Origin of the sequence: Chitinophaga filiformis (assembly GCF_021646545.1) — a bacterium.
Lineage (GTDB): Bacteria > Bacteroidota > Bacteroidia > Chitinophagales > Chitinophagaceae > Chitinophaga > Chitinophaga filiformis_A.
In genome coordinates, this window is record NZ_JAKIRP010000011.1 from 184174 (window position 1) to 204186 (window position 20013).

General features: G+C 45.8%; 15 protein-coding genes and 1 riboswitch. Of the genes, 6 read left to right on the forward strand and 9 right to left on the reverse strand.

What is annotated here, in order from left to right; translation table 11 throughout:
• Positions 1-148: 148 nt before the first annotated feature.
• The 5 genes from L3C95_RS23750 (at position 149) to L3C95_RS23770 (ending at position 7700) form a co-directional block, all read left to right on the forward strand.
• The gene (locus L3C95_RS23750) at positions 149-2746 is read left to right on the forward strand and encodes a M1 family metallopeptidase (RefSeq protein WP_236391374.1); all 2598 of its coding nucleotides are present in this window, start codon (positions 149-151) and stop codon (positions 2744-2746) included.
• 328 nt (positions 2747-3074) lie between these two features.
• Positions 3075-4733 (forward strand): hybrid sensor histidine kinase/response regulator, encoded by a 1659-nt coding sequence (locus L3C95_RS23755; RefSeq protein ID WP_236391376.1) that lies wholly within the window; start codon positions 3075-3077, stop codon positions 4731-4733.
• Between the two features lie 154 nt (positions 4734-4887).
• Positions 4888-5862: a terpene synthase family protein gene (locus L3C95_RS23760; RefSeq protein ID WP_236391378.1), complete on the forward strand. Its 975-nt coding sequence runs from the start codon at positions 4888-4890 to the stop codon at positions 5860-5862.
• 334 nt (positions 5863-6196) lie between these two features.
• The gene (locus L3C95_RS23765) at positions 6197-7252 is read left to right on the forward strand and encodes a ParM/StbA family protein (RefSeq protein ID WP_149695970.1); all 1056 of its coding nucleotides are present in this window, start codon (positions 6197-6199) and stop codon (positions 7250-7252) included.
• A 46-nt stretch (positions 7253-7298) separates the two neighbouring features.
• On the forward strand, positions 7299-7700 hold the full coding sequence (locus tag L3C95_RS23770) for a polymer-forming cytoskeletal protein (protein ID WP_236391379.1): 402 nt from the start codon (positions 7299-7301) through the stop codon (positions 7698-7700).
• A 168-nt stretch (positions 7701-7868) separates the two neighbouring features.
• On the opposite strand, the gene L3C95_RS23775 is transcribed toward L3C95_RS23770, so the two are convergent.
• The 4 genes from L3C95_RS23775 to L3C95_RS23790 all read right to left on the reverse strand — a co-directional run bounded on the left by L3C95_RS23775 (position 7869) and on the right by L3C95_RS23790 (position 11553).
• Positions 7869-8090, reverse strand: coding sequence for a hypothetical protein (locus L3C95_RS23775; protein WP_236391381.1), 222 nt, complete (start codon positions 8088-8090; stop codon positions 7869-7871).
• Position 8091: 1 nt separating this feature from the next.
• Positions 8092-9531, reverse strand: coding sequence for a hypothetical protein (locus L3C95_RS23780; protein WP_236391384.1), 1440 nt, complete (start codon positions 9529-9531; stop codon positions 8092-8094).
• Positions 9532-9926: 395 nt separating this feature from the next.
• A complete protein-coding gene (locus L3C95_RS23785) occupies positions 9927-11003 on the reverse strand; it encodes an NADH:flavin oxidoreductase/NADH oxidase (RefSeq protein WP_236391385.1) in 1077 nt (358 codons plus the stop codon).
• A gap of 346 nt (positions 11004-11349) precedes the next feature.
• A complete protein-coding gene (locus tag L3C95_RS23790) occupies positions 11350-11553 on the reverse strand; it encodes a cold-shock protein (RefSeq protein WP_236391387.1) in 204 nt (67 codons plus the stop codon).
• 290 nt (positions 11554-11843) lie between these two features.
• Here L3C95_RS23790 and L3C95_RS23795 point away from each other — a divergent pair, with 290 nt between their 5' ends.
• Positions 11844-12932 (forward strand): fatty acid desaturase family protein, encoded by a 1089-nt coding sequence (locus tag L3C95_RS23795; RefSeq protein ID WP_236391389.1) that lies wholly within the window; start codon positions 11844-11846, stop codon positions 12930-12932.
• A 272-nt stretch (positions 12933-13204) separates the two neighbouring features.
• On the opposite strand, the gene L3C95_RS23800 is transcribed toward L3C95_RS23795, so the two are convergent.
• The 5 genes from L3C95_RS23800 to L3C95_RS23820 form a co-directional block, all read right to left on the reverse strand.
• A complete protein-coding gene (locus L3C95_RS23800) occupies positions 13205-14350 on the reverse strand; it encodes a family 20 glycosylhydrolase (protein WP_236391391.1) in 1146 nt (381 codons plus the stop codon).
• Positions 14351-14459: 109 nt separating this feature from the next.
• Positions 14460-15371 carry a hypothetical protein gene (locus L3C95_RS23805; RefSeq protein WP_236391394.1) on the reverse strand — a complete coding sequence of 304 codons (912 nt, stop codon included), beginning with the start codon at positions 15369-15371 and terminating at the stop codon, positions 14460-14462.
• Between the two features lie 20 nt (positions 15372-15391).
• Complete coding sequence (locus L3C95_RS23810) at positions 15392-16519, reverse strand: DUF5074 domain-containing protein (protein WP_236391396.1); 1128 nt, start codon at positions 16517-16519, stop codon at positions 15392-15394.
• 3 nt (positions 16520-16522) lie between these two features.
• Complete coding sequence (locus L3C95_RS23815; RefSeq protein ID WP_236391400.1) at positions 16523-18493, reverse strand: TonB-dependent receptor; 1971 nt, start codon at positions 18491-18493, stop codon at positions 16523-16525.
• 63 nt (positions 18494-18556) lie between these two features.
• Positions 18557-19621: a DUF5074 domain-containing protein gene (locus L3C95_RS23820; RefSeq protein ID WP_236391402.1), complete on the reverse strand. Its 1065-nt coding sequence runs from the start codon at positions 19619-19621 to the stop codon at positions 18557-18559.
• A gap of 169 nt (positions 19622-19790) precedes the next feature.
• Positions 19791-20005: riboswitch (cobalamin riboswitch) on the reverse strand.
• Positions 20006-20013: the final 8 nt, after the last annotated feature.

Sequence of the window (20013 nt, forward strand, 5' to 3'; positions counted from 1 at the left end):
TTAAAGTATATCTTTCTGAGAGTAAAGATATAATATTTTTCAAATGTGTGTCTGACTGTCAGGCAAATTGCAGTGTACTTTATGCTTTTTCTTCATTTGCTTGACTGGCTTTTCTTATATTTATGGCTATTTCCAAATTGAAACACTAATGACAATCAACAAAATCCTGCTCTGCTCCGGTTTTCTGCTGGCAAGTTTTGTCCATGCGGCAATAGGACAGACAGCTACTTCAAAGTATGACCAACATGAGGCCTTTAGTCCCCTGTTCTATCCTACCAACGGTAACGAATATCGCAGTGCATCCGGCGCCCCCGGCCATAAATACTGGCAGAACAGGGCGGACTATGCCATCAGCGCTGTCCTGGACACCGCCACTCACCGGATCAGCGGTTCTGTAACGATCACCTACAAAAACAACAGTCCTGATAAACTGCCTTTCCTCTGGCTGCAGCTCGACCAGAACATCTATAGGGAAGACTCGCGTGGCGCTGCTACCAGTGTGGTAACAGGCGGCCGTTTTGCCAACCGTTCCTTCACGGAGGGTTATAACATCAAGGCCGTAAACGTAGTGATCAATGGTAAGAAAACAGCCGTAAAATATAACATCACTGATACACGTATGCAGCTGGTCCTGCCTGAAGCCCTGAAAGCAGATGGCGCAGTTGCAAAGATCTATGTGGACTATGCATATGAAGTACCGCAATATGGTACTGACCGTACCGGCCGTCTGAAAACCCGTTACGGCTGGATCTATGAGATTGCACAGTGGTACCCGCGTATGGAGGTATACGACGACGTACTGGGTTGGAACTCTATTCCGTACCAGGGTGCTGCGGAGTTTTACCTGGAATATGGCGACTTCGATTACACCATTACCGCGCCTGCGGGAATGATAATAGCCGGTTCCGGTCAACTGGTGAACGAATCCCAGGTACTGACGCCTAAACAACAGGCCCAGCTGGCAAAAGCGCGTAACAGCGATCAGACCGTTATGATCAGGGACAGTGCAGATGTAGCATCGGCTCAGCCAAAGAGTGGTATGCTCTCCTGGCATTTTGTATGTAAAAATGCGCGCGACATTGCGTGGGCGGCGTCCACTGCTTTCGTATGGGATGCAGCCCGCATTAACCTCCCAAGCGGTAAAAAAGCCCTGGCGCAGTCTGTGTACCCCATAGAAAGCATCGCGGCTCCTAACGGTTGGATCAGATCTACAGAATTCGTAAAAGGTTGCATAGAGATCTACTCTAAACAATGGTTTGAATATACCTACCCGGTGGCTACCAACGTAGCAGGTATCGTGGGTGGAATGGAATATCCCGGTATTGTATTCTGCTCTCACAGAAGCACCGGCGGTGGATTATGGGGTGTAACCGATCATGAATTCGGACACAACTGGTTCCCGATGATCGTAGGTTCCAACGAAAGAAAATATGCCTGGATGGATGAAGGCTTCAATACGTTCATCAACGATGGTTCAGGTAAAGTGTTCAATAACGGGGAGTTTTACCAGAAACAACAGGGACAGTCCATGGGCCGCGCCATGAGCGGAGATCCTATCATGAGCACCCCGGACGTGATCCAGAGCAGCTATCTCGGTATTGCGGCTTACTACAAACCAGCCATGGGACTTGGTATACTGCGCGACTATGTACTCGGTAAAGAACGCTTTGACTATGCCTTCCGTACCTACATCGAACGCTGGGCATTTAAACATCCTACACCGTGGGATTTCTTCCGCACTATGGAAAATGTGGCCGGCGAAGACCTGAGCTGGTTCTGGAGAGGCTGGTTCCTGAACAGCTGGAAGCTGGATCAGTCAGTGAAGGATGTGAAATATGTAAACAATGATCCAGCGAAAGGTGCCTTGATCACGGTAGAAAATCTTGAGCAGATGGCACTTCCGGTGGTGCTTGCCATTACAGACAGCAAAGGCAAGACCGATACCGTGAAACTGCCTGCTGAGATCTGGCAACGCGGCGCTACCTGGACATTCAAACACAATTCAGATTCCAGAATTACGAAGGTGGTGATAGACCCCGATAAGGCTTTCCCCGATGTGGATCCCTCCAACAATACCTGGGCCGGCGGTTCCAAAAAAGTACCTGCAAATGTTAGCGCAAAAGACGTTCTCAACAAGTACCTGCAGGCAATTGGCGGTGTCGATAAAATAAACGCGATCAAAGATCAGACAATCACTGCTACTGGTTCCGTGCAGGGTACTGAGATCAAGATGACGAAGAAATTCAAATCTCCCGACAAGTTCCTGCTGGATGTATTCATCCCTATGATGAACGTACACGCCAGTAAACTGGTCGTGAACGGAGACAGTGTTTCCGCTATTCAGATGGGTAACCCCACTCCGGTGGACGCGGGGTCCAAAGAACGCATCAAGGCTAACCTGGCGCTGATCCCCGAAGTAGATTACCTGAAGGATGGTGTTGAAATACACCTGTCACCCAACATCGTAACCGATGACAGCGGTAAAGACACGTATCTCATCACCGTAAAGGAAGATGAGGACCTGGTTACAGAGCTTTATTACGATGTAACTACAGGCTTCCTGGTAAAGAAAATAAGCCGCAGCGGAGAACAGGAAGCTGGTGCTATCGAAACCAGTGATTACAGAGAGGTAAATGGCGTGAAGTTCCCTTTTTTGCTGAAGAATAACATTGGCGGACAGCAGATCGATTTCAAGGTAAATGAGATCAAAATAAACAGCGGTCTGACAGATACTGATTTTAAATAACGTATACGGAAAAGATTATTTGTTAAAGGAGAAGCCCTTCTGTTGGTAACTACTTATTATCGGCAGAAGGGCTTCTCCTTTGGCGTTTTTTGTCGGTAATTATTTATATTGTGGATTATTATTCGGACATAACTAAACAGGACGACTTATATCATACAGACCTATAACAAACACTAACAAACCCCGGAAGCAATTCCAGTAAACCCGAACGCGAATGATGATAAAGGGGATATTTCGAGCAATTACCCTGATTGGTGCAGATACCCTTGATTTAAATGAAAGGAGCAGGATCATTAAAGTAAATTTTCTCGCCATAATCACCGGTATAATGGCATTATTCTTTGGGACATTCTTCTATCTTGTCTCAGGAAAGCTTGGCCTTTTTTTGGGTACTCTCGTGGAAGGATCTGCCTGTTTCTATGTGATATTCCTCAATAAAAAGCGGAAGTACGACATAGCCGCATTCTATCTGCAGATGCTCCATAATGCTGCCACATTCTACTTTGGCTGTATATTGTCTGACGTCGTCGAAGCCAGTCTCCTTGCTATATTTCTCATAGGCACCTCCCTCCTTATCGTAAAAAACAAAATGTTCCGCACTACCTGCATTGTGACAGCAATGATCACGTTGGTAATGCTGGAAGTGAACAGGGTGGCAGCCATTATTCCGCCATATGACTTTAACCCGCTGAGCAGGATCGTTATTCACTATTCTGCTATTCTCGTCATCGTATCGCTGAACATTCTCATCATCATGTTCTACGTAAAGCATAATGATGAATTGTTAAGGGCACAGAAAGAGCACGCTGAGAACCTGGAACAACAGGTGCAGATCAGAACTGCCGAACTGGAGAAGGCTAATAACTACAAAAGCGTTTTTCTCCGGGAAACCAACCATGAGATCCGCGTACCGCTGAATGCCATCTATTCTATCAGCCAGCTATTGCTGATGGATGCAAAGAACAATAATGATACCTCCTATGTAAAACAGGCGGAACACCTGTGCGCCGCCAGTCATCATGCCCTGGATGTCATCAATAACGTGCTGGAACTTTCGAGAATTGAAGCCGGTAAGTTGCATGAAGTACATAATGAAGCCTTCGCCATCAGAAGCTTACTGGACAGCATCGTGGATACCGGTCAATATATTGCAAAAACAAAGGGTGTACGTATCGTACTGAACTACAATAAACGGAAACTTCCCGCAGTCCTGGTCACTGATAAAGTAAAGCTCACTCAGATCATCAATAACCTCTTGTTCAACGCTGTAAAGTTCACGGCAGACAACAGCACTATCACCTTATCAGCTACCGTGGAAAATGATACCTGTTGTATTAAAGTAAAAGACCAGGGAGAAGGTATCAGCCAGGACAAAATAGCTCCTATCTTCGACCCTTTCATTACCGGATGGAACAGCTTTTCCGGTGGTACAGGTCTCGGGCTGCACATCGCCCGGCACCTCGCCAGCCTGTTGGGAGGTAACATTTCGGTGGAGAGCGTCGTGGGTAAAGGAACAGAATTCAGTTTTACGTTTGCCCTGCAGGCTTGTGCGGTACCTGCTGTACAGGAAGAAGTACCGGAACCACATATGGACGAGGCCCCCTATGCCGGCGTAAAGGTATTGGTCATAGAAGACGACGACATGAGCCGGATCTACCTGACGCAATACCTGCGCAGACTCGGATGCGATCTGGAATCCTGCAGTACAGGCGCAGACACGATAGATTTATTGCATCATTATACCCCTGATATTATTCTGGCCGACCGGCACTTACCGGATATGGAAGCCGGAGAGATCCTGACCTATGTAAGAAGCACATCTATGCTCAGAAGAGTACCTGTGATTGTTATTTCAGGCGATGTTTTCGAGGAAGACCGTATTGCCACTATCGAGGCAGGTGCCACTGATTACCTGATCAAACCGGTCGATTTTAAACTGTTGAATGTTGTCCTGAAAAAATGCCTGAATAGCCCGGCATTGTTATAAGCTTTTCTTTCCCTTATTCCTGACCACCCTGGTACAGGCCGCATAACTACTCATCTTCCTGACTCTCACGCCATTTGACTGCGATTATGTCGCGTCATCACAGTACATTTTTGTCTGAATTAGTTTTCTCCTCTCACTTTTAAACCCAATTATTATGCAACCAATTAATGTTCCATTACTCAATTGCCCTTTTGAGGCAAAGATCAGCCCTTTTGTGTCTGAAATTGACCGGCACACCGATTCATGGCTGCAGGAATTCAATCTGCTGCAATCTGACGAAGCGTATGACCGCTTCCGTAAGTACAAATTCGCCTGGATGACTGCCCGCACGTATCCGGACGCTGACCTCGATTTTCTGTGCACGGCCAATGATCTCAACACCTGGCTTTTTGTACTGGACGACCTGCTGGATCATGTTACGCCTGAAACAGCGGAATACCGGGAGCAAGGTTACCTCCAACAGGTGATTACCGATTTCGTCAACGTGCTGCGGTACGACAAATTCATTGGCCGGGAAACCAATCCTGTATTGGCGGCGCTCAGCGATTTCTGGAATAAGATGCGGCAGTTAAGTACAGTGTCCTGGCAATGCCAGTTTACGCTAAGTCTCAAAGCTACCTTTGAAGCAGCCGTCTGGGAGGCTGAAAACGCAAAACAGCGGAGACATCCGTCCGTCTTCCAGTACATGCAGATGCGTCCTTTCTTCAGTGGCGCCAACCTGGGTACAGACATGCTGGAAGTAGCGGCGCAGACCTACCTTCCCATTTTCGTGCTGCAGAACGAACAGTTCCAGAAACTGGTAGACCTTGCGCGGCGGGCTGTATGCTGGGCGAATGATCTGTTCTCCCTGTCCAAAGAACTCGCCCATGGAGATGATCACAATCTTGTAGTAGTTATTGAACATGAGCAGCAGATCAGCCTTGAGGAAGCTATCGCCGAAACAGCAGCCATCCATAACCGGGAAATAGCACTTTTCAATGAGCTGAGAACGCAATTACCCTCCTTCGGCCCACACATTGACTATGCTATCCAGCGTCACCTGGATGCATTGGGTACAATGGTAAGGGGATTCATGGACTGGTCTATTTATGATACCGCCAGGTACGAATTCAATTACACGGCCAGATAAAGCCACTCTACGGCCTGGCAGGAGCCGCTTTCCTGCCAGGTATTTCCTTGTTACCTACCCATACGCAACTTATCCGGTTTGCTTTATTACCAGCCGCTTATAGCAATTTGTTAACGCCGTAAACAGATTGATAATCAATATGTTTTAAAAGTGTTCAGTTTCCGCTTGGTAATGTTTAATATAATTTTATATATTTAATGTCGTTGTAGTGCGGGAGTAGTAATGCCCCTCCCGGTGGAAAAACCTAATGCCCTGCTAGCCTACCGTGACAGATTGACCTGGTTTATTGAAAACTAAAGCCTGAAATTTTAATCATACATATAATCCTGCTATCATGAAAGTAACACCTATCAGCTTTCCGAGTGTTTTCGAAACTGCGTATGGTAACACAGAAAATTCCTCAAAAGATTTATTGAATGGATTGAAGATCAAAAAAGACGAAAACTGGTATATAGTCGGCAACCTGGCAAGACGTGGTGGGATCAACCCCGGTCGTGTCACCAACGCCGCCCCACAGGAGGATGATTACGAGATCCTGTTCAAAGCAGGATTGGTGAATGTACTGGACAAGGTACAGCAGCCTTTGTCCATCACAATGGGTTTCCCTTTTTCCACTTATAATATTTATAAAAGCGCGGCTGAAAACTTTCTGAATAAGCGCCATTTCCTCATAGAATACGACACCCATACTTTCAATAATAAAGGCGCCATCAAAAAAGGGATGCTGGACATCGAGCGGTATGAAGTGATCCCGGAGATTGTAGGCGGCATTATCGGTCTGAAAAAGACCATCAGTGATCCTAAGACTGAGAACTTTATCGCTGTCAGCTTTGGTTTCGGTACCATTGAGGGCGGTATGGCCACAGCAGATGGTCTGATTCACCGTACCTGCTTCAGCTCACATGGTATCAAATACGCCATTAACAACCTGGCCCGAGAGCTGAATAAACAGTACTACCTGGATATGAAAAATGAGCACCAGCTGGATGATGCTTTCATGAAAGGTTCTATCTTTACCAACAGGAAACGTATTGACCTGAAGGATGTCCGCAAGGCTTTATTGACCCAGTACTACAAAGAAGTAGTATCTCCACTGATGAGGAACTACTTTACCGACCAGGACTTTGAAAATTGCAGCAAGATCTACCTGATGGGTGGAGGTGCATACTACCGCGAACTGACTGATGCTTTCATGGAAGACTTCAAAGACTTTATCCCTGTGGAAGTAGCACCCAATCCGGAAAATCTTGTAAGCATAGGCTATCTGTACAACTCTTTGAGAATATCAGACGATAAACATCATCGCAGCGTAGGACTTGACCTGGGCAATGCATCCTCGATCATTTCTATTTTTGAAGAAGAAACTTTATCTGCTGGCTCAAATTTGTGATGTGCTTCCCTTGAAAGAGTTAATTAAAAGGGCTTTTGGAAAGGACATGTTTCTGATCCCAAGCCAGGTGTCCGTACAGGGCGCTGTCGAATCCACTATCCCCGGACGTATTGATGGTAACATCAGAGGCGATGTCCGCACAGAAGGCATGCTCGTGATAGGTAAAACTGCAAGTATCCGTGGCAATATCTATGCAACTGACCTTGTTACCTATGGAAAAGTTTACGGGGATATTATTGTAACCAACAAAGCTGTTATCAGCAACAAAGCATATGTAAAGGGTGATGTGACCGCATTAGTGTTGGAAGTAGAACAGGATGCCGTTATTGAAGGCGCCATCCGTAAACATCCTACCGAAGCTGATGACGTGGTACCACCTCCTACAGAAGAAGATGTTGAAAAACCACAGCCAGCTGAAGATGAAGAACAGGCGAGTTCGTGGTTTTGAGAACTAATTACATGATCAATTACAAGTTGGGCGAGGTTAACGTTGACACTTCTGTTCAATTGTAATTGATCATTTTTTTAATTGCCCGATCAAAGCATAAAAAAACCGTATCATCATGATACGGACATCTTATAATAATTATCTAGAGGAATTCAATTTGTTGCTTAATTACCGCGCTCCGATTTTCTTTGCAATATAATCTGTGGGACCCAGCTTTCGATGCTGTTGTGGAGGATGCTGTTGTGGAGGAAGCATTTTTCTTATTTTTTCTCTGATGCCGCGAGTTGGCTTGAAAAAAGCTTCTCTTTCCTCATAGCTTAACACCCTCGATTTGCCACTCTCTTGTAACTCCCGAATAATTTCGTCTCTTCTACTTAACGTAATTGCCATTTTAAAAGTCTTTTAAATTATTAACATAAATACTAAAACTATCCAAATCTAAACAATTCTTTACTAATTCACTCATCCCTCCATTCCAATCAATAAAAACGTTCTTATATCCTCCGAAGATAAGTGTACTGTCACTATTTATATTAGGCTCAGTTGCATCCAGGATAAACAATCCAAACGCCTGCTTTTGTTTAATATTTGCCTTATCTGATATTTCAGCAACCCATATGAACTCAGGCATAAGCATTTCCATTATATATTCCCCAATATTAGTTTTAAACCTTGCATCACGCACGAGGTAATCTTTGTAAGAACGGCTGGATGTTAGAAACAACCGGAGAAAAATTTCAGCTCCATTTCCTATGGCAAATGTTCCTCCCAACAATACCTCTTTAATATAAATCTTTGCTGCAACTGCCTCCAGGTACATTCTGGGATGTAAGGGTGCAATAAACTCACTGATCCTGCAGGCATTCCAATCCGGTTCATTATAGTGTAACGCAGGAGTTTCAAAGTGCTGTAACTGATATGGAGGCATATTGTCATCAATAAAGACAAATTTCCTTGGAATGTCATCATTATCAAAAAACTGAATACCCTTATGGTTAATAATAGACTTAAAATAAGGATTCAGCTCCTCAGTCACTGCAAGATTATCTATCAACTCGTCCGTGGTTCGTGCACGACCAATGGCTATCAATGCATGCGCAACGTTTCCAATCTGATGGTCATTGTCCATCGCTACTACTAAGGGAAGCCCACTCTCTGTATAAGTCGAAAAAACCTGGCGAAATATTGCGTCTCCCAACTCTCGCCTGGAATAGATTTTTGTAGCGAGTCCAAACTCCCTAATGGCAAAACCAATTTGCCCAGTCTGCAAACCTTCCGTCGGTATCTGCCGTACATTAGAGCGGTTTTTAAGAACATCCATGATCATAGATGGAGGCGCAGGCCTATAGTCAGCATACCTTGATGAAAAATATTCCATGATAGCCCAGATGGAAGTTTCAGCACAGCTTATCATTTCAGCGTCCTGTGATGAATGAGGAAACCCGTTTGCCACTAATTTAACTGAGTGGACACTGGACGGATAACTGGAAGTAAGACAAAGAAAATCGTCATCCTGTAGTGCCTCCGGGCTTATGACACTCCTTCCTATGACACTTGGAACAGTAGGCCTGAGCACCATAAATCCCCGGTACCTTTCCTGGAGCGTAGACAAACCAGCCTGCTCTCTAAAGTCATTCACGGTAAGTTGGCCATCGAAAAAAGATAAGCGGATACAGTCCTTTTTGTAATCCTTCAGTTTTGTGGCAAAATAGGAATAGTAACTATCCCTATACATACTGTCAACATACGGAGCTTCAATCACAAAATGTACAGTGGATTTGAGCTTTCTTATTGACTCCACCAGAATGTTATCATATATGGAAGTCGCCATACTGTTGGCAATCGACCACTCATTCTCGAAAAGAGCTATTAACTCTGCTCGTAGCTCTGTCACGTTACAGAGTCTCGTTAAACTTGTCATCAGGTATAGTCTAATTATGTTGAAAGGTTAACTAAGCACGTTGAGGGATGTGCAAGCTATTACATTTTTATTAAACAAATCTTCCCAGCAACAAAATAATTTCCCGCTGCTTATTTATACTATTAGTACAACTTAAACGAATTTCATTCGATGCAGATGTCTACGGGATTTTATACAAACACATGACTCCCACAAAAACACCGAAGGCGGTCACCTTGTCTATTCCAGGTACACCGCCCTCAGCTACATCAAACATAATTTATCAGTCAATCACTCCTATCGAGCTATTTCTTACCTCGCCCTTATCAACGCTTCAACTTCGCCCTTTCATACTGCACCGGCCATACAAACGACTCATCTTTCAACTCATGCGCTGCATGCATTGGAAAATACGGATCTCTTAAAAATTCTCTCGCCATCACCACCAGATCAGCTTTGCCTTCCGCAATAATAGACTCCGCTTCTGTTGCTGTAGTGATCAATCCAACAGCACCGGTCAATATGCCTGTCTCCTTCCGGACATGCTCCGCAAATGGTGTCTGATACAATGGACCGACAGTTATTTTCTGATGATGCACTAATCCGCCGGAAGATGTATCAATAAGATCGACGCCTTTGTCCTTTAGTATACGTACCAGTTGCGTCGTACTTTCCAGGTCCCAGCCACCATCTGCCCAATCCGTTGCAGAAAGCCTTACAAACAAAGGATAATCTTCCGGCCACACTTCCCTGACAGCTGCAACAACTTCCAGCACCAACCGTATCCTGTTTTCAAAGCTACCGCCATATTCATCTGTCCGTTGATTGCTGAGCGGTGAAAGGAACTGGTGCAGCAGATAACCATGCGCTCCATGCAATTCGATCACTTTAAAACCAGCCTTCAACGCGCGTGCTGCTGCGGCTTTAAAATCTGCGATCACTTTCTGAATGCCAGCTGCGGTCAATGCAATCGGCTTTCCGTATTTCTCTGAAAAAGGAATAGCACTGGGTGCATAGATCTCCTCCCAGCCTCCGTCCGCAGGTGATATCAGTTTGATGCCTTTCCAGGGCACATCCGTACTCGCCTTTCTGCCGGCATGCGCCAGTTGTATACCCGGCACTGCACCCTGTGCTGTAAGGAAACTCGTGATCCTCTGCAGATACGTAATATGCGCATCATCCCAGATACCGAGATCTGAAGGAGATATTCTTCCCTCCGGACTCACTGCCGCCGCTTCTGTGATAATAAGCGCTGCACCACCTACCGCCCGGCTTCCTAAATGCACCAGATGCCAGTCATTGGCAAAACCATTTTCTGAACTGTATTCACACATGGGAGAAACCGTGATCCTGTTCCTGAAAGTAATATTCCTGATCTGTAAAGGAGAAAATAGTGCTGCCATTGATCCTGTTGTTTTGTTTACGTTTTCTGATCAAAAGATAAGAAATAACTACTACAGGATCAACACCCGACCGCTACCTGCTTCCATTATCTCCATAGATTAAAATAATAAGAACGAGCATCGTTTGCTTATATGAAGACTCATGCGAAGTTTATCGTGTTATCGGGCTGTTATGAACAGATCTGACGTCAACGAAGGGGTTATATCAGCTGGGAGTCATACCTGACAATGTTACTGTTTGCAGTTTATACCGAGTCACAAACAATCAGATTAAACGGAGAATAACAAAACAAAAACCCCCAGGCAGCGCCTGAGGGTTTGTTGCTAAATGTATGAAAAAGCAAGCTTAGTCGATACGTCTAACGTTAACGGCATTCATACCTTTCCTACCTTCCTGCAGCTCAAACTCAACTCTGTCATCTGCCTGGATTTCGTGAATAAGACCGTTTACGTGTACAAAAGTCTCTTTGTTGGACTCATCATGTCTAATGAAGCCAAAGCCTTTTGTCTCGTTGAAGAACTTTACAGTTCCCTGGAATTTTGTGTTCATTTGTACTATTTGAAAAATTTGTAAAGGTTGAAGGTAACTCATAAAACCTACTGTACCAAATAAAACTCATTCTCTCTCAATATTTTCTCATATTGTTCACAATTAGAAGATTAACATATTTATAACATTTTTATATGTCAATCCTTATATGTACTTTGTGCCTATGCAATACGGGGATGTGACTTTTTTTGAACTTGAAATCCGCTCTTTCTTCTTCTGTTCTATCGTCAATTGCCACACATTCAACACCTACAACTGATTCGCGAACTAATTATTCTTTAAAATCTTTTATGGCCAAAGTTACATTCAACAACAAAAAAGCACTCTTCTTCCAATCGCTGAAAGCTTCTGTAGAAGAGTACTTTACGGAAAACAACATTAAGAAGACAGGGAACAGACATCTTTACATTAAGACCATCGTGCTCATTCCTCTGGCAGTACTGATTTACCTGTCCCTGCTGATTTTTCCGATGCAGGCGCTACCAGGTATCGCCCTCTCGGCAATATTAGGTTTCATTCTCGCCTGTATAGGTTTTAATGTCATGCATGATGCCTGCCACGGCAGTTACTCAGAAAACTCAACAGTTAACGATATCCTCGGACTTACCCTGAACGCCCTTGGTGGAAATGCTTTCATCTGGAAACAGAAGCATAACATCATCCATCACACCTATACTAATGTAGACGGCATGGATGATGATATAGCAAAGAGCCCGTTAATGCGTCAGTGCAGTACACAGACCTGGACACCCGCTCATCGTGTACAGCACATCTATGTTGTCGGCATTTACGCAATCTCCTCCTTTGCATGGGTATTTATTATGGATTTTGTTAAATACCTCAGCCGCAAAGTATACAGAACACCGCTGCAGCCTATGAAGATAAAAGATCATATTACCTTCTGGGCCAGTAAAGTACTATATCTCGTGTTCTACGTGGCTATTCCGGTTGTCCTGGTCGGCTGGCAGGCCTGGTTGATAGGATTTGCCTCCATGCATGTGGTAATGGGCTTCACGCTGGCCATCGTTTTCCAGCTGGCGCATGTAGTGGAAGAGACGAATTTCGAGGTAGTAGGTGACGAAGCAAAAGTGATCGAGAACGAATGGGCGATCCACCAGATCAATACCACCTCCAACTTCGCCCCCGGCAACAAGATCATTTCATGGTTTGTTGGCGGCCTGAACTACCAGGTGGAACACCACCTGTTCCCCCGTATCAGCCATGTACATTATCCTCAGATCAGTAAGATCGTGGCAGCCAAATGCGCCGAATTCGGTGTCCAATACAACTGCCTGCCTACTATGATGTCGGCTGTTCGCTCCCATTTCCGTTTTATGCGCGATCTGGGCAGGAAACCGGTTCAGCCCGCGATTGCTTGACACAAGCAATTATCTGATTGACGTAATCAAGTATTGCCTAAACAGGTATTAACTTCGATATAATCAGGATTAAACAATGGTTCTCCTATGGCTAACTTACGTTCATGCTACGTCTTTGAACGTAAGATGAACGCAAGATGACCATAGGAGAACCATTGTTTAATCCTTACCAAATCCTGTTTATAACCTAAGCGATCCGAAACGTAAGCTTCCATAAAAAAGCCCGGCAGCCTTCACAGACTGCCGGGCTTTCATATTTAACGCATTCAGATTTACATCGTTGCCTTGTTAATCTCTGTGAACAGCTGACGGAAACACTTCGTCTGCGTATGCACTGTATCTGCAGGTTTGCCGTCTTCACGGGGCCTCGGCTGCTTCCGGCCATAATACTCATCCATGAAGTCCTCAGCACCAGACCATACCGTCTGCATCATACCCTGATACCGCTCTTTCATGATCGGCGTAGCCGATGCCCGGTACTCCAGCATGTCTTTTACCTGCTGTGTAGCAAATTCCGGCTTTCTCCATGGACAGGTGATCACCTTTAAACCCTTCATGGCAAAATACACCGGCGTCTTATCAGGGCGGTCATAGTGCCAGTCGCAGATCGTTACATCCTTGGGGATCAGGTCAATAGCGCGGTAGGTATTGTTCAGACTACCTTCCCACATACCAATACCCGTAGTTTTACCGTCTATGAGACGATCGCCCCATATCCATAAGCCCCTGCCCTTTTGTGCCAGGTGATTACGTAACAATGTAACTTCCCCTGCGAATAATTCCGCCTTGTCGCGGCCGCCGCAACGGGGACATTTCTCCTCGCCTATGTAAAATACCTCGTCCATCCCGGCATGGAAGGCGGTACTCTCAAATGCATCACACAGCTCGTCTACCAGCTTGAATACCACGCCATGCACTTCCGGGTGCAGCGGACAATAACTCTTACAATACAGCCCGTCATCATTCGGCCATACATATTTCTCCGGCATCTTCACCCAGGGCGTTTCGTCAAACTGCGGGAATTTTGCCAGCAGGTTGTGCGTCTGACCAGCCCAGGACTGATGGCCCAGGAGGTTCAGCTGCGGAATCAGATTGATCTTGTTCTGACGGCATACCTGCACCAGCTTCCTGACATCAGCTTTCGACAATGCGCCAGGATCCCTCAGTTCGGGATAACTCTCATACTCATAGTTGTAGTCTACCCGGAGGATCAGGGTGTTCACCTTACGGGTTACCAGTTCTTCCCTGATAAATTTGATGAAGTCATCGAGTGCGGGTTTCCGGGGAGCTCCGATACAAAAACCCCTTACGGGCATAATACTGTCAGGTACAGGCGCCTGAATGGCTGTTACGCTGCTGGAAGACCTGAATGCAGTCAGCACAGCCGCCAGCACACAAAGCAGAAGCACATTTCTCATAAATGTGGCAGTAAGCATGGAATTGAATTTAGAACGTGAACATGAATAATGGAAAGGGCCGTCCGCTTTAGCGAACAGCCCTTGTAAAATAACAAAAATTAGTAGCAAATTATTTCATATTCAGATCGGCGGCGCCCCTTATCTCAGTAGAGACCTCCCCTACCGACGCATCGCCCTTGTCCTGCTGACCCGTATAAACTTTCACAAAGTCGATGGCTGACAGGCTAACCGCCTCTCCAGTACTATTCACTGCCCAGGATATATCAAAGGAATTATACAGGTTCGTAGCATAAGGATCTTTCACTGCATCTGTACTCCAGTTATCCGCATAGCCCCAGGCAAAGCCGGTATTCATGTAAGTATTTGTGCCCGGTAACACACCGGAGGTGCTCTTTAGCAATGTGCCTTCAAAGGAAATGGAATCCTGGTTAGCGGCAAATAAGGGATAATATGAATGATCATGGAAAGCATTGATCAGCACCGCACCCGAACGGCCCTGGTTATCCTTCCAGGGAACGTCCTTCACGCCACCCGGATTATAATAAGTCACCTTATAGCCCTTAATCGTTGTGCCTGCACGATATTCGCTGCCTGCCAGCTCATACCATGCATCGTCCGGCCGGCCGTTCCTGTTTTCATCCTTGCTGACCATCACAATACCGGGTTCCGACAACTCCACCGGTGGCTTCACCGGATTTCCATATATGGCCAGATCAGCGCCATTTTTATTCAGGATGGAATGATCGAACCCGAATACCACATACCCGCCAAATGCGCCCAGGTGCAGCACTTCGCCTGTTCCCCCTATGATCTTTTGCGCGCCCGCCGGCGTGCCGATGCTCTCATTGACAAACTGCCCCGGTGCAGGCTGATAATCAAACACTACACTGATATATTGACTACTGCTGTCGGTAATGGGCCTGATACCCGGATCCCCTGATTCGTCTGTTCCATCTTTGGAACAGGAAACAAGTACTGCGGCCAGCAGCCCTGTTAAAATGATTATTCTGTTAATACGCATAAGCAATCTGGTTTACTGGGTTAATGCCGTACAAAAGCAAAATGCCCCGGAATATCGCCCGTGGTCACGCTCCATTTCTTTTTGCCCGCCGCACTGAAACAATACAATGTACCTGGCAGCAGGTTATCCTTTGCATCTGTTACATAGATCTCTTTCGTAACAGGATCCACAGCAATGCCGGATGGTGTAGTGATCTGTGCATCTGTTCCGTCTGTAATAAACTTGTTGGTCAGCAGGCGCTCGTTCTTAATATCAACAATGCCATAGCTGACAGTATTTTTGTTCGTCACATAACTCCATTCCACGCCATAAACATAGGCACTATCGCCCGATATCCAGAGATCACTGACCGCCAGCGGCAACGAGTCTTTTACAATATCCTTTTGCGCATCTAGCACATACAGCTTTGAATGCTGGTCATAATAATCGCCCCGGGAGGTAACATAAATGTCGCCGTATGCATCGACTTTGATGCGGTGCAGGTTAACCGCTACATCTATCCGTTTTGTTTCTTTGAACGTATTCATATCTAGCACTGACACGGTGCGTTCAAAGTTCCCCGGACTATATCCGCCTGAATTAGCGACATACATCTTATCGCCCGATATGGCCATTTCCTCCGGTTGCCGCCCCACACCCGCTGTGCGGGTCACCTGTAAAGTAGCCGTATCCACTTCCGCCACATATCCGTTCACACCTGAAGTCCCTCCCGCTGTAGTCGCATACGAACTGACATAAGCCTTCCCTTTGTAAAAAGTAATATACCGGCAGGACGGTACATTGATCTGCCCTATGCGCTTTGCTGTATGCACATCCATCACTTCCACCTTGTCAGACATCGCTATCACCGCATACAACTTACCTCCGTAGATCTGCAGGTCATTCCCCACATCTCCCAGTTCCTTTGTGGCGCCTGGGTTGATGGTACCATAAATATTGCTGCTGTAAATACCCGTACTGCTGTTATAATAATCAAGCGTAGCCAGGTTCATCCCCATGTTGCCTTCATTCAGCAGATAAAAACCATTCCGCAGACTGTCTGCACCCACATGTGTATCATCACCGGGTACAACAGCCGCACCCTTACGACAAGCGGCCAGTCCCAGAAACAAGCCACACACCACCAGCAATGATATATAAAAACGCATAGGCTAAAAATTTATACTCGCACTAAGACGGTAATAACGCCCCGGCATCGGGTAGTTAATTACAACGTCGTAGTATTGATTAAATATATTGTTTAATTCCCCTGTCAGCTTCACCAGCTTGCGACCAAATAACAAACTTGTAGTGACCGACACATCGCTCGTATACCAGGGCTCCATGTAATATAGCGGAATATTGGTATTCAGGAAATATCTTTCTCCGACATAGATAAAACTATAGTTTACATCCCACTTATTCCAGGAGGCATGCGCAATGAACGATCCGCTATGTAAAGGAATGTAGGCTATCTGGTCCTTGTAATTCACCTCCGCCGGATTGCTCATGTCCATTGCCTGCTGATACGTATACTTCACAGAAAAATCGGTCTTCACAGGCTGCAGCAACACGGGCGATAACTGTACGCTGGCGTCAATTCCATAAATATCGACGGAACCAATATTCTGCATCATCCACTGAAAATTACGACCCGGAGAAGCCACGATCTTATCCTTTACATGGGTATAGTAAGCATCTGCCTGCAGGGAGAAGAATTGCAGGAAACCCGACGAATTTCTCGTATACCCCGTCCCGATATTATACTGTTTGGCATACTCCGGCCGTAAGGCAGGATTTCCCACAGTACTATAATACATGTCGTTAAAGGTTGGCATGCGAAAACTACTCTTGTAGAATGCCCTGAACTTCAGATCCTCTCCCCGGAAAGGCTGCCAGGAGACTAATACGGTAGGGGTAAACTTATGAAAATCCCGGCCTGCTGTATATGCTTTGGTCGTTTCATTCACGACAGTAGCCAGCAGATTACCCTGCAGTTCCACTGGTCCCAGGTGCAACTGTGTAGCTGCTGCTGCGAGTGTGCTGTAACGGGTGGGAATAGCAAAATGATCGAGGTTAACAGCGGTCATTTCGTTTACCTGGAAGTCGGCCGATAAAGCCACATCCCAGAAAGAAGTAAGCTTATACTGGTTGGCAGAAGAGATGTAATATTCTTTCTGCTGATACCGGTTCATCAAAGGGCCATTCACCGTAACAATAGCCGTATCCAGGTAACGCACATAATCATACATGAACTTCGCATTCAGCAGCATGGTATACCGCTTCCCGAATTGTTTTTTGTAGGATGATTGTATGAACAGGTTCCGGTCCCACTGATGTTGTCCGTTGAGAAATTTGTTACTGACAATCGCGCCTGGCAATCCGCGTGTAGAATTGTAATAATACACCTTTGCCTGCCAGCTGCTGCTGTCTTTCAGCTGACCATACAATCCCGCCTCTACGCGCGCAGCGTCTATCGCGGCATTCTCCCTGACAGCAGTAGTATCGTAGGTGCCGTTGGTATACCTGAACTTATACCTGCCATTACCATGCAGCCATTCACTGCTTACTACAGCCGATAAACGATCAGACAGTCGTTGTTCCAGTCTTAGCGATGGATTCACCAGGCCGAAAGACCCTGTTTTAAAGGCCACCTTTCCATGTGTCTTTTCTCCCTCCTGAAACACCGGCTTGCGGGATTGCAGGTAAATAGCCGAAGCGGCTGCAAACCCTTTCGCCGGTTGTAACAGGACGCCCTTCTGGGCATTGTAGAGATCTATCTGTTCTATATTATCCAAAGAAAATCTTCCGAGGTCCACTGTGCCGTTCTGGGCATTGCCCAGCTGCACACCATCATAGAACACACCTGTATGGTTGGTACCCATACTGCGCACATTCAGTGTTTTCAATCCTCCCAGTCCGCCGTAATCCTTCAGCTGTACCCCCGAAAAAAACCGTACGGCATCTGCTACAGAAAGACTGTTCATCTTTTCCAGTGCAATACCGCTCAGCGTCTGTACCGGCGATACGGGGTTACTTCTGTCAGAGAAGATGGTCACACCTTGCAACAGCCTGGTGGCCGATGTGTCTTTGCCAGGCAACGCCACTTTATCCTGTGCATGCAGTCTGTAATGAGCTGCCATGCACAGGATAAAAAGAAATACGGATCGTATGGAGTGGCGATTGTTCAAGTATGTCTCAATGAATTAACGGAAAACAACCATACCAGGGAAATAGAATCCCTCGTAAGTCTTGCTGTGCTGCAAGGCACCTGTAGTCGCATTATACATATAGATCGTATTTTTGGCATCTGCGCCATAGATATTGGTATTACTGTTCAATATCAGGTAATTCCTCTTTCTATCGTAGGCGATACCTTTTCCGTAGAAATACTGTCCTGCGGGAAGGGTAATGAACGGTGTACTTAAAGACGCTGCATCACCGGTATAACGGTATACCTTGTTATTACCGGAGATAATAAATATAGCATTCTCTTTAGTGGATGCCACCATAGAGCTATTGGTGTATGTCCATTCATTAAAATGAACAGGGAAACCGGTCGTAATACTATCTACTGCCAACGTGGCAACATTGATCCTCTTCAGCTGTGTAGCGGAAGCTGCCCACACCCAATCTCTATCATCTTTGGTCAGTACAAAGCCGGATACTGCCGTTCCCAGTTTCTTCACCAGGTGGTAATCAAAGGCGTCCAGGGCCAGGATACCGTCTTTAGCTGATATTACAAATATATAGTTCCAACTCATGAACATATCCTTCACTTCTCCATCCACACTGCTAACCTTTGTACCTAAAGTCAACGGGGTCAGGGTCAGGCGGTACAGTCCTGCAGCAGTACTGAGTAATCCCTTGTTGATATCCACTCCCAGGAATGCGCGTCCGTCGTGTCCTGGCAGGCTATCCACTCTTCCGGTCTCTTTCAATGTGGCAGCATCAACAGCAACCAACGGACCATCATATTTACCTACCAGGTATAACTTATCATTATACACTGTACCAAACTGCATAGTAGTGGAAGAAGTACCCAGCTTTTTACCAGGATTCTCAGCAGAATAAACATACTTGTAAATGGAATCCTTGTCATAATCATAGTAGTTGATATCACCAGGGGCAACACCGAAATTACCTTCACTGACAATGTAAAAACCATTGTCATACTTGCCCGGAGGAGGCGTCACAACATCATCATTCTTACAGGAAGCAGCGGTTAATATTAAACCCGCCAGTAACCAGGAGCGTAAATTTTTATGCATAATTAGAACTTTATCTTGGTAGATACCATGACCTACATTCAGACGAAATGACTACTCACAGACAATCCTGTCTACAGTGACTTTCTTACCGGCACCAATAAATTGATAGAATAAGAAACAGCGCCCCTACAGGCTGTAACTGCATCAAGTGTCTTTCACCCGAAGGCACGGAATGTCGGTTGCTATTGGCAGGTCTTCTGGCTCTCCTGCTTTTTCCGGGCCTTCCCGTCCGTCTTAGTCGAACAGTGGCTTTGGGAGAATGAGTGTCCGGAAAAATCGATCGTTGTATACGATGCAGGATCACAGCTACGGGGATAGCTCCGGATTTACACCGGATTCCCTATTAATTCACCACCAGGTGAAACCAAATGCGGCACAAACCTACAGTATGA

Coding starts and splice junctions, on each gene's coding strand:
- L3C95_RS23785 (WP_236391385.1), bottom strand. CDS start 11,003: ATGGCAGCACTATTTTCTCCTTTACAGATCAGGAATATTACTTTCAGG.
- L3C95_RS23805 (WP_236391394.1), bottom strand. CDS start 15,371: ATGCGTATTAACAGAATAATCATTTTAACAGGGCTGCTGGCCGCAGTA.
- L3C95_RS23810 (WP_236391396.1), bottom strand. CDS start 16,519: ATGCGTTTTTATATATCATTGCTGGTGGTGTGTGGCTTGTTTCTGGGA.
- L3C95_RS23775 (WP_236391381.1), bottom strand. CDS start 8,090: ATGGCAATTACGTTAAGTAGAAGAGACGAAATTATTCGGGAGTTACAA.
- L3C95_RS23760 (WP_236391378.1), top strand. CDS start 4,888: ATGCAACCAATTAATGTTCCATTACTCAATTGCCCTTTTGAGGCAAAG.
- L3C95_RS23765 (WP_149695970.1), top strand. CDS start 6,197: ATGAAAGTAACACCTATCAGCTTTCCGAGTGTTTTCGAAACTGCGTAT.
- L3C95_RS23795 (WP_236391389.1), top strand. CDS start 11,844: ATGGCCAAAGTTACATTCAACAACAAAAAAGCACTCTTCTTCCAATCG.
- L3C95_RS23815 (WP_236391400.1), bottom strand. CDS start 18,493: ATGGCAGCTCATTACAGACTGCATGCACAGGATAAAGTGGCGTTGCCT.
- L3C95_RS23820 (WP_236391402.1), bottom strand. CDS start 19,621: ATGCATAAAAATTTACGCTCCTGGTTACTGGCGGGTTTAATATTAACC.
- L3C95_RS23750 (WP_236391374.1), top strand. CDS start 149: ATGACAATCAACAAAATCCTGCTCTGCTCCGGTTTTCTGCTGGCAAGT.
- L3C95_RS23770 (WP_236391379.1), top strand. CDS start 7,299: ATGTTTCTGATCCCAAGCCAGGTGTCCGTACAGGGCGCTGTCGAATCC.
- L3C95_RS23780 (WP_236391384.1), bottom strand. CDS start 9,531: ATGGCGACTTCCATATATGATAACATTCTGGTGGAGTCAATAAGAAAG.
- L3C95_RS23800 (WP_236391391.1), bottom strand. CDS start 14,350: ATGAGAAATGTGCTTCTGCTTTGTGTGCTGGCGGCTGTGCTGACTGCA.
- L3C95_RS23790 (WP_236391387.1), bottom strand. CDS start 11,553: ATGAACACAAAATTCCAGGGAACTGTAAAGTTCTTCAACGAGACAAAA.
- L3C95_RS23755 (WP_236391376.1), top strand. CDS start 3,075: ATGGCATTATTCTTTGGGACATTCTTCTATCTTGTCTCAGGAAAGCTT.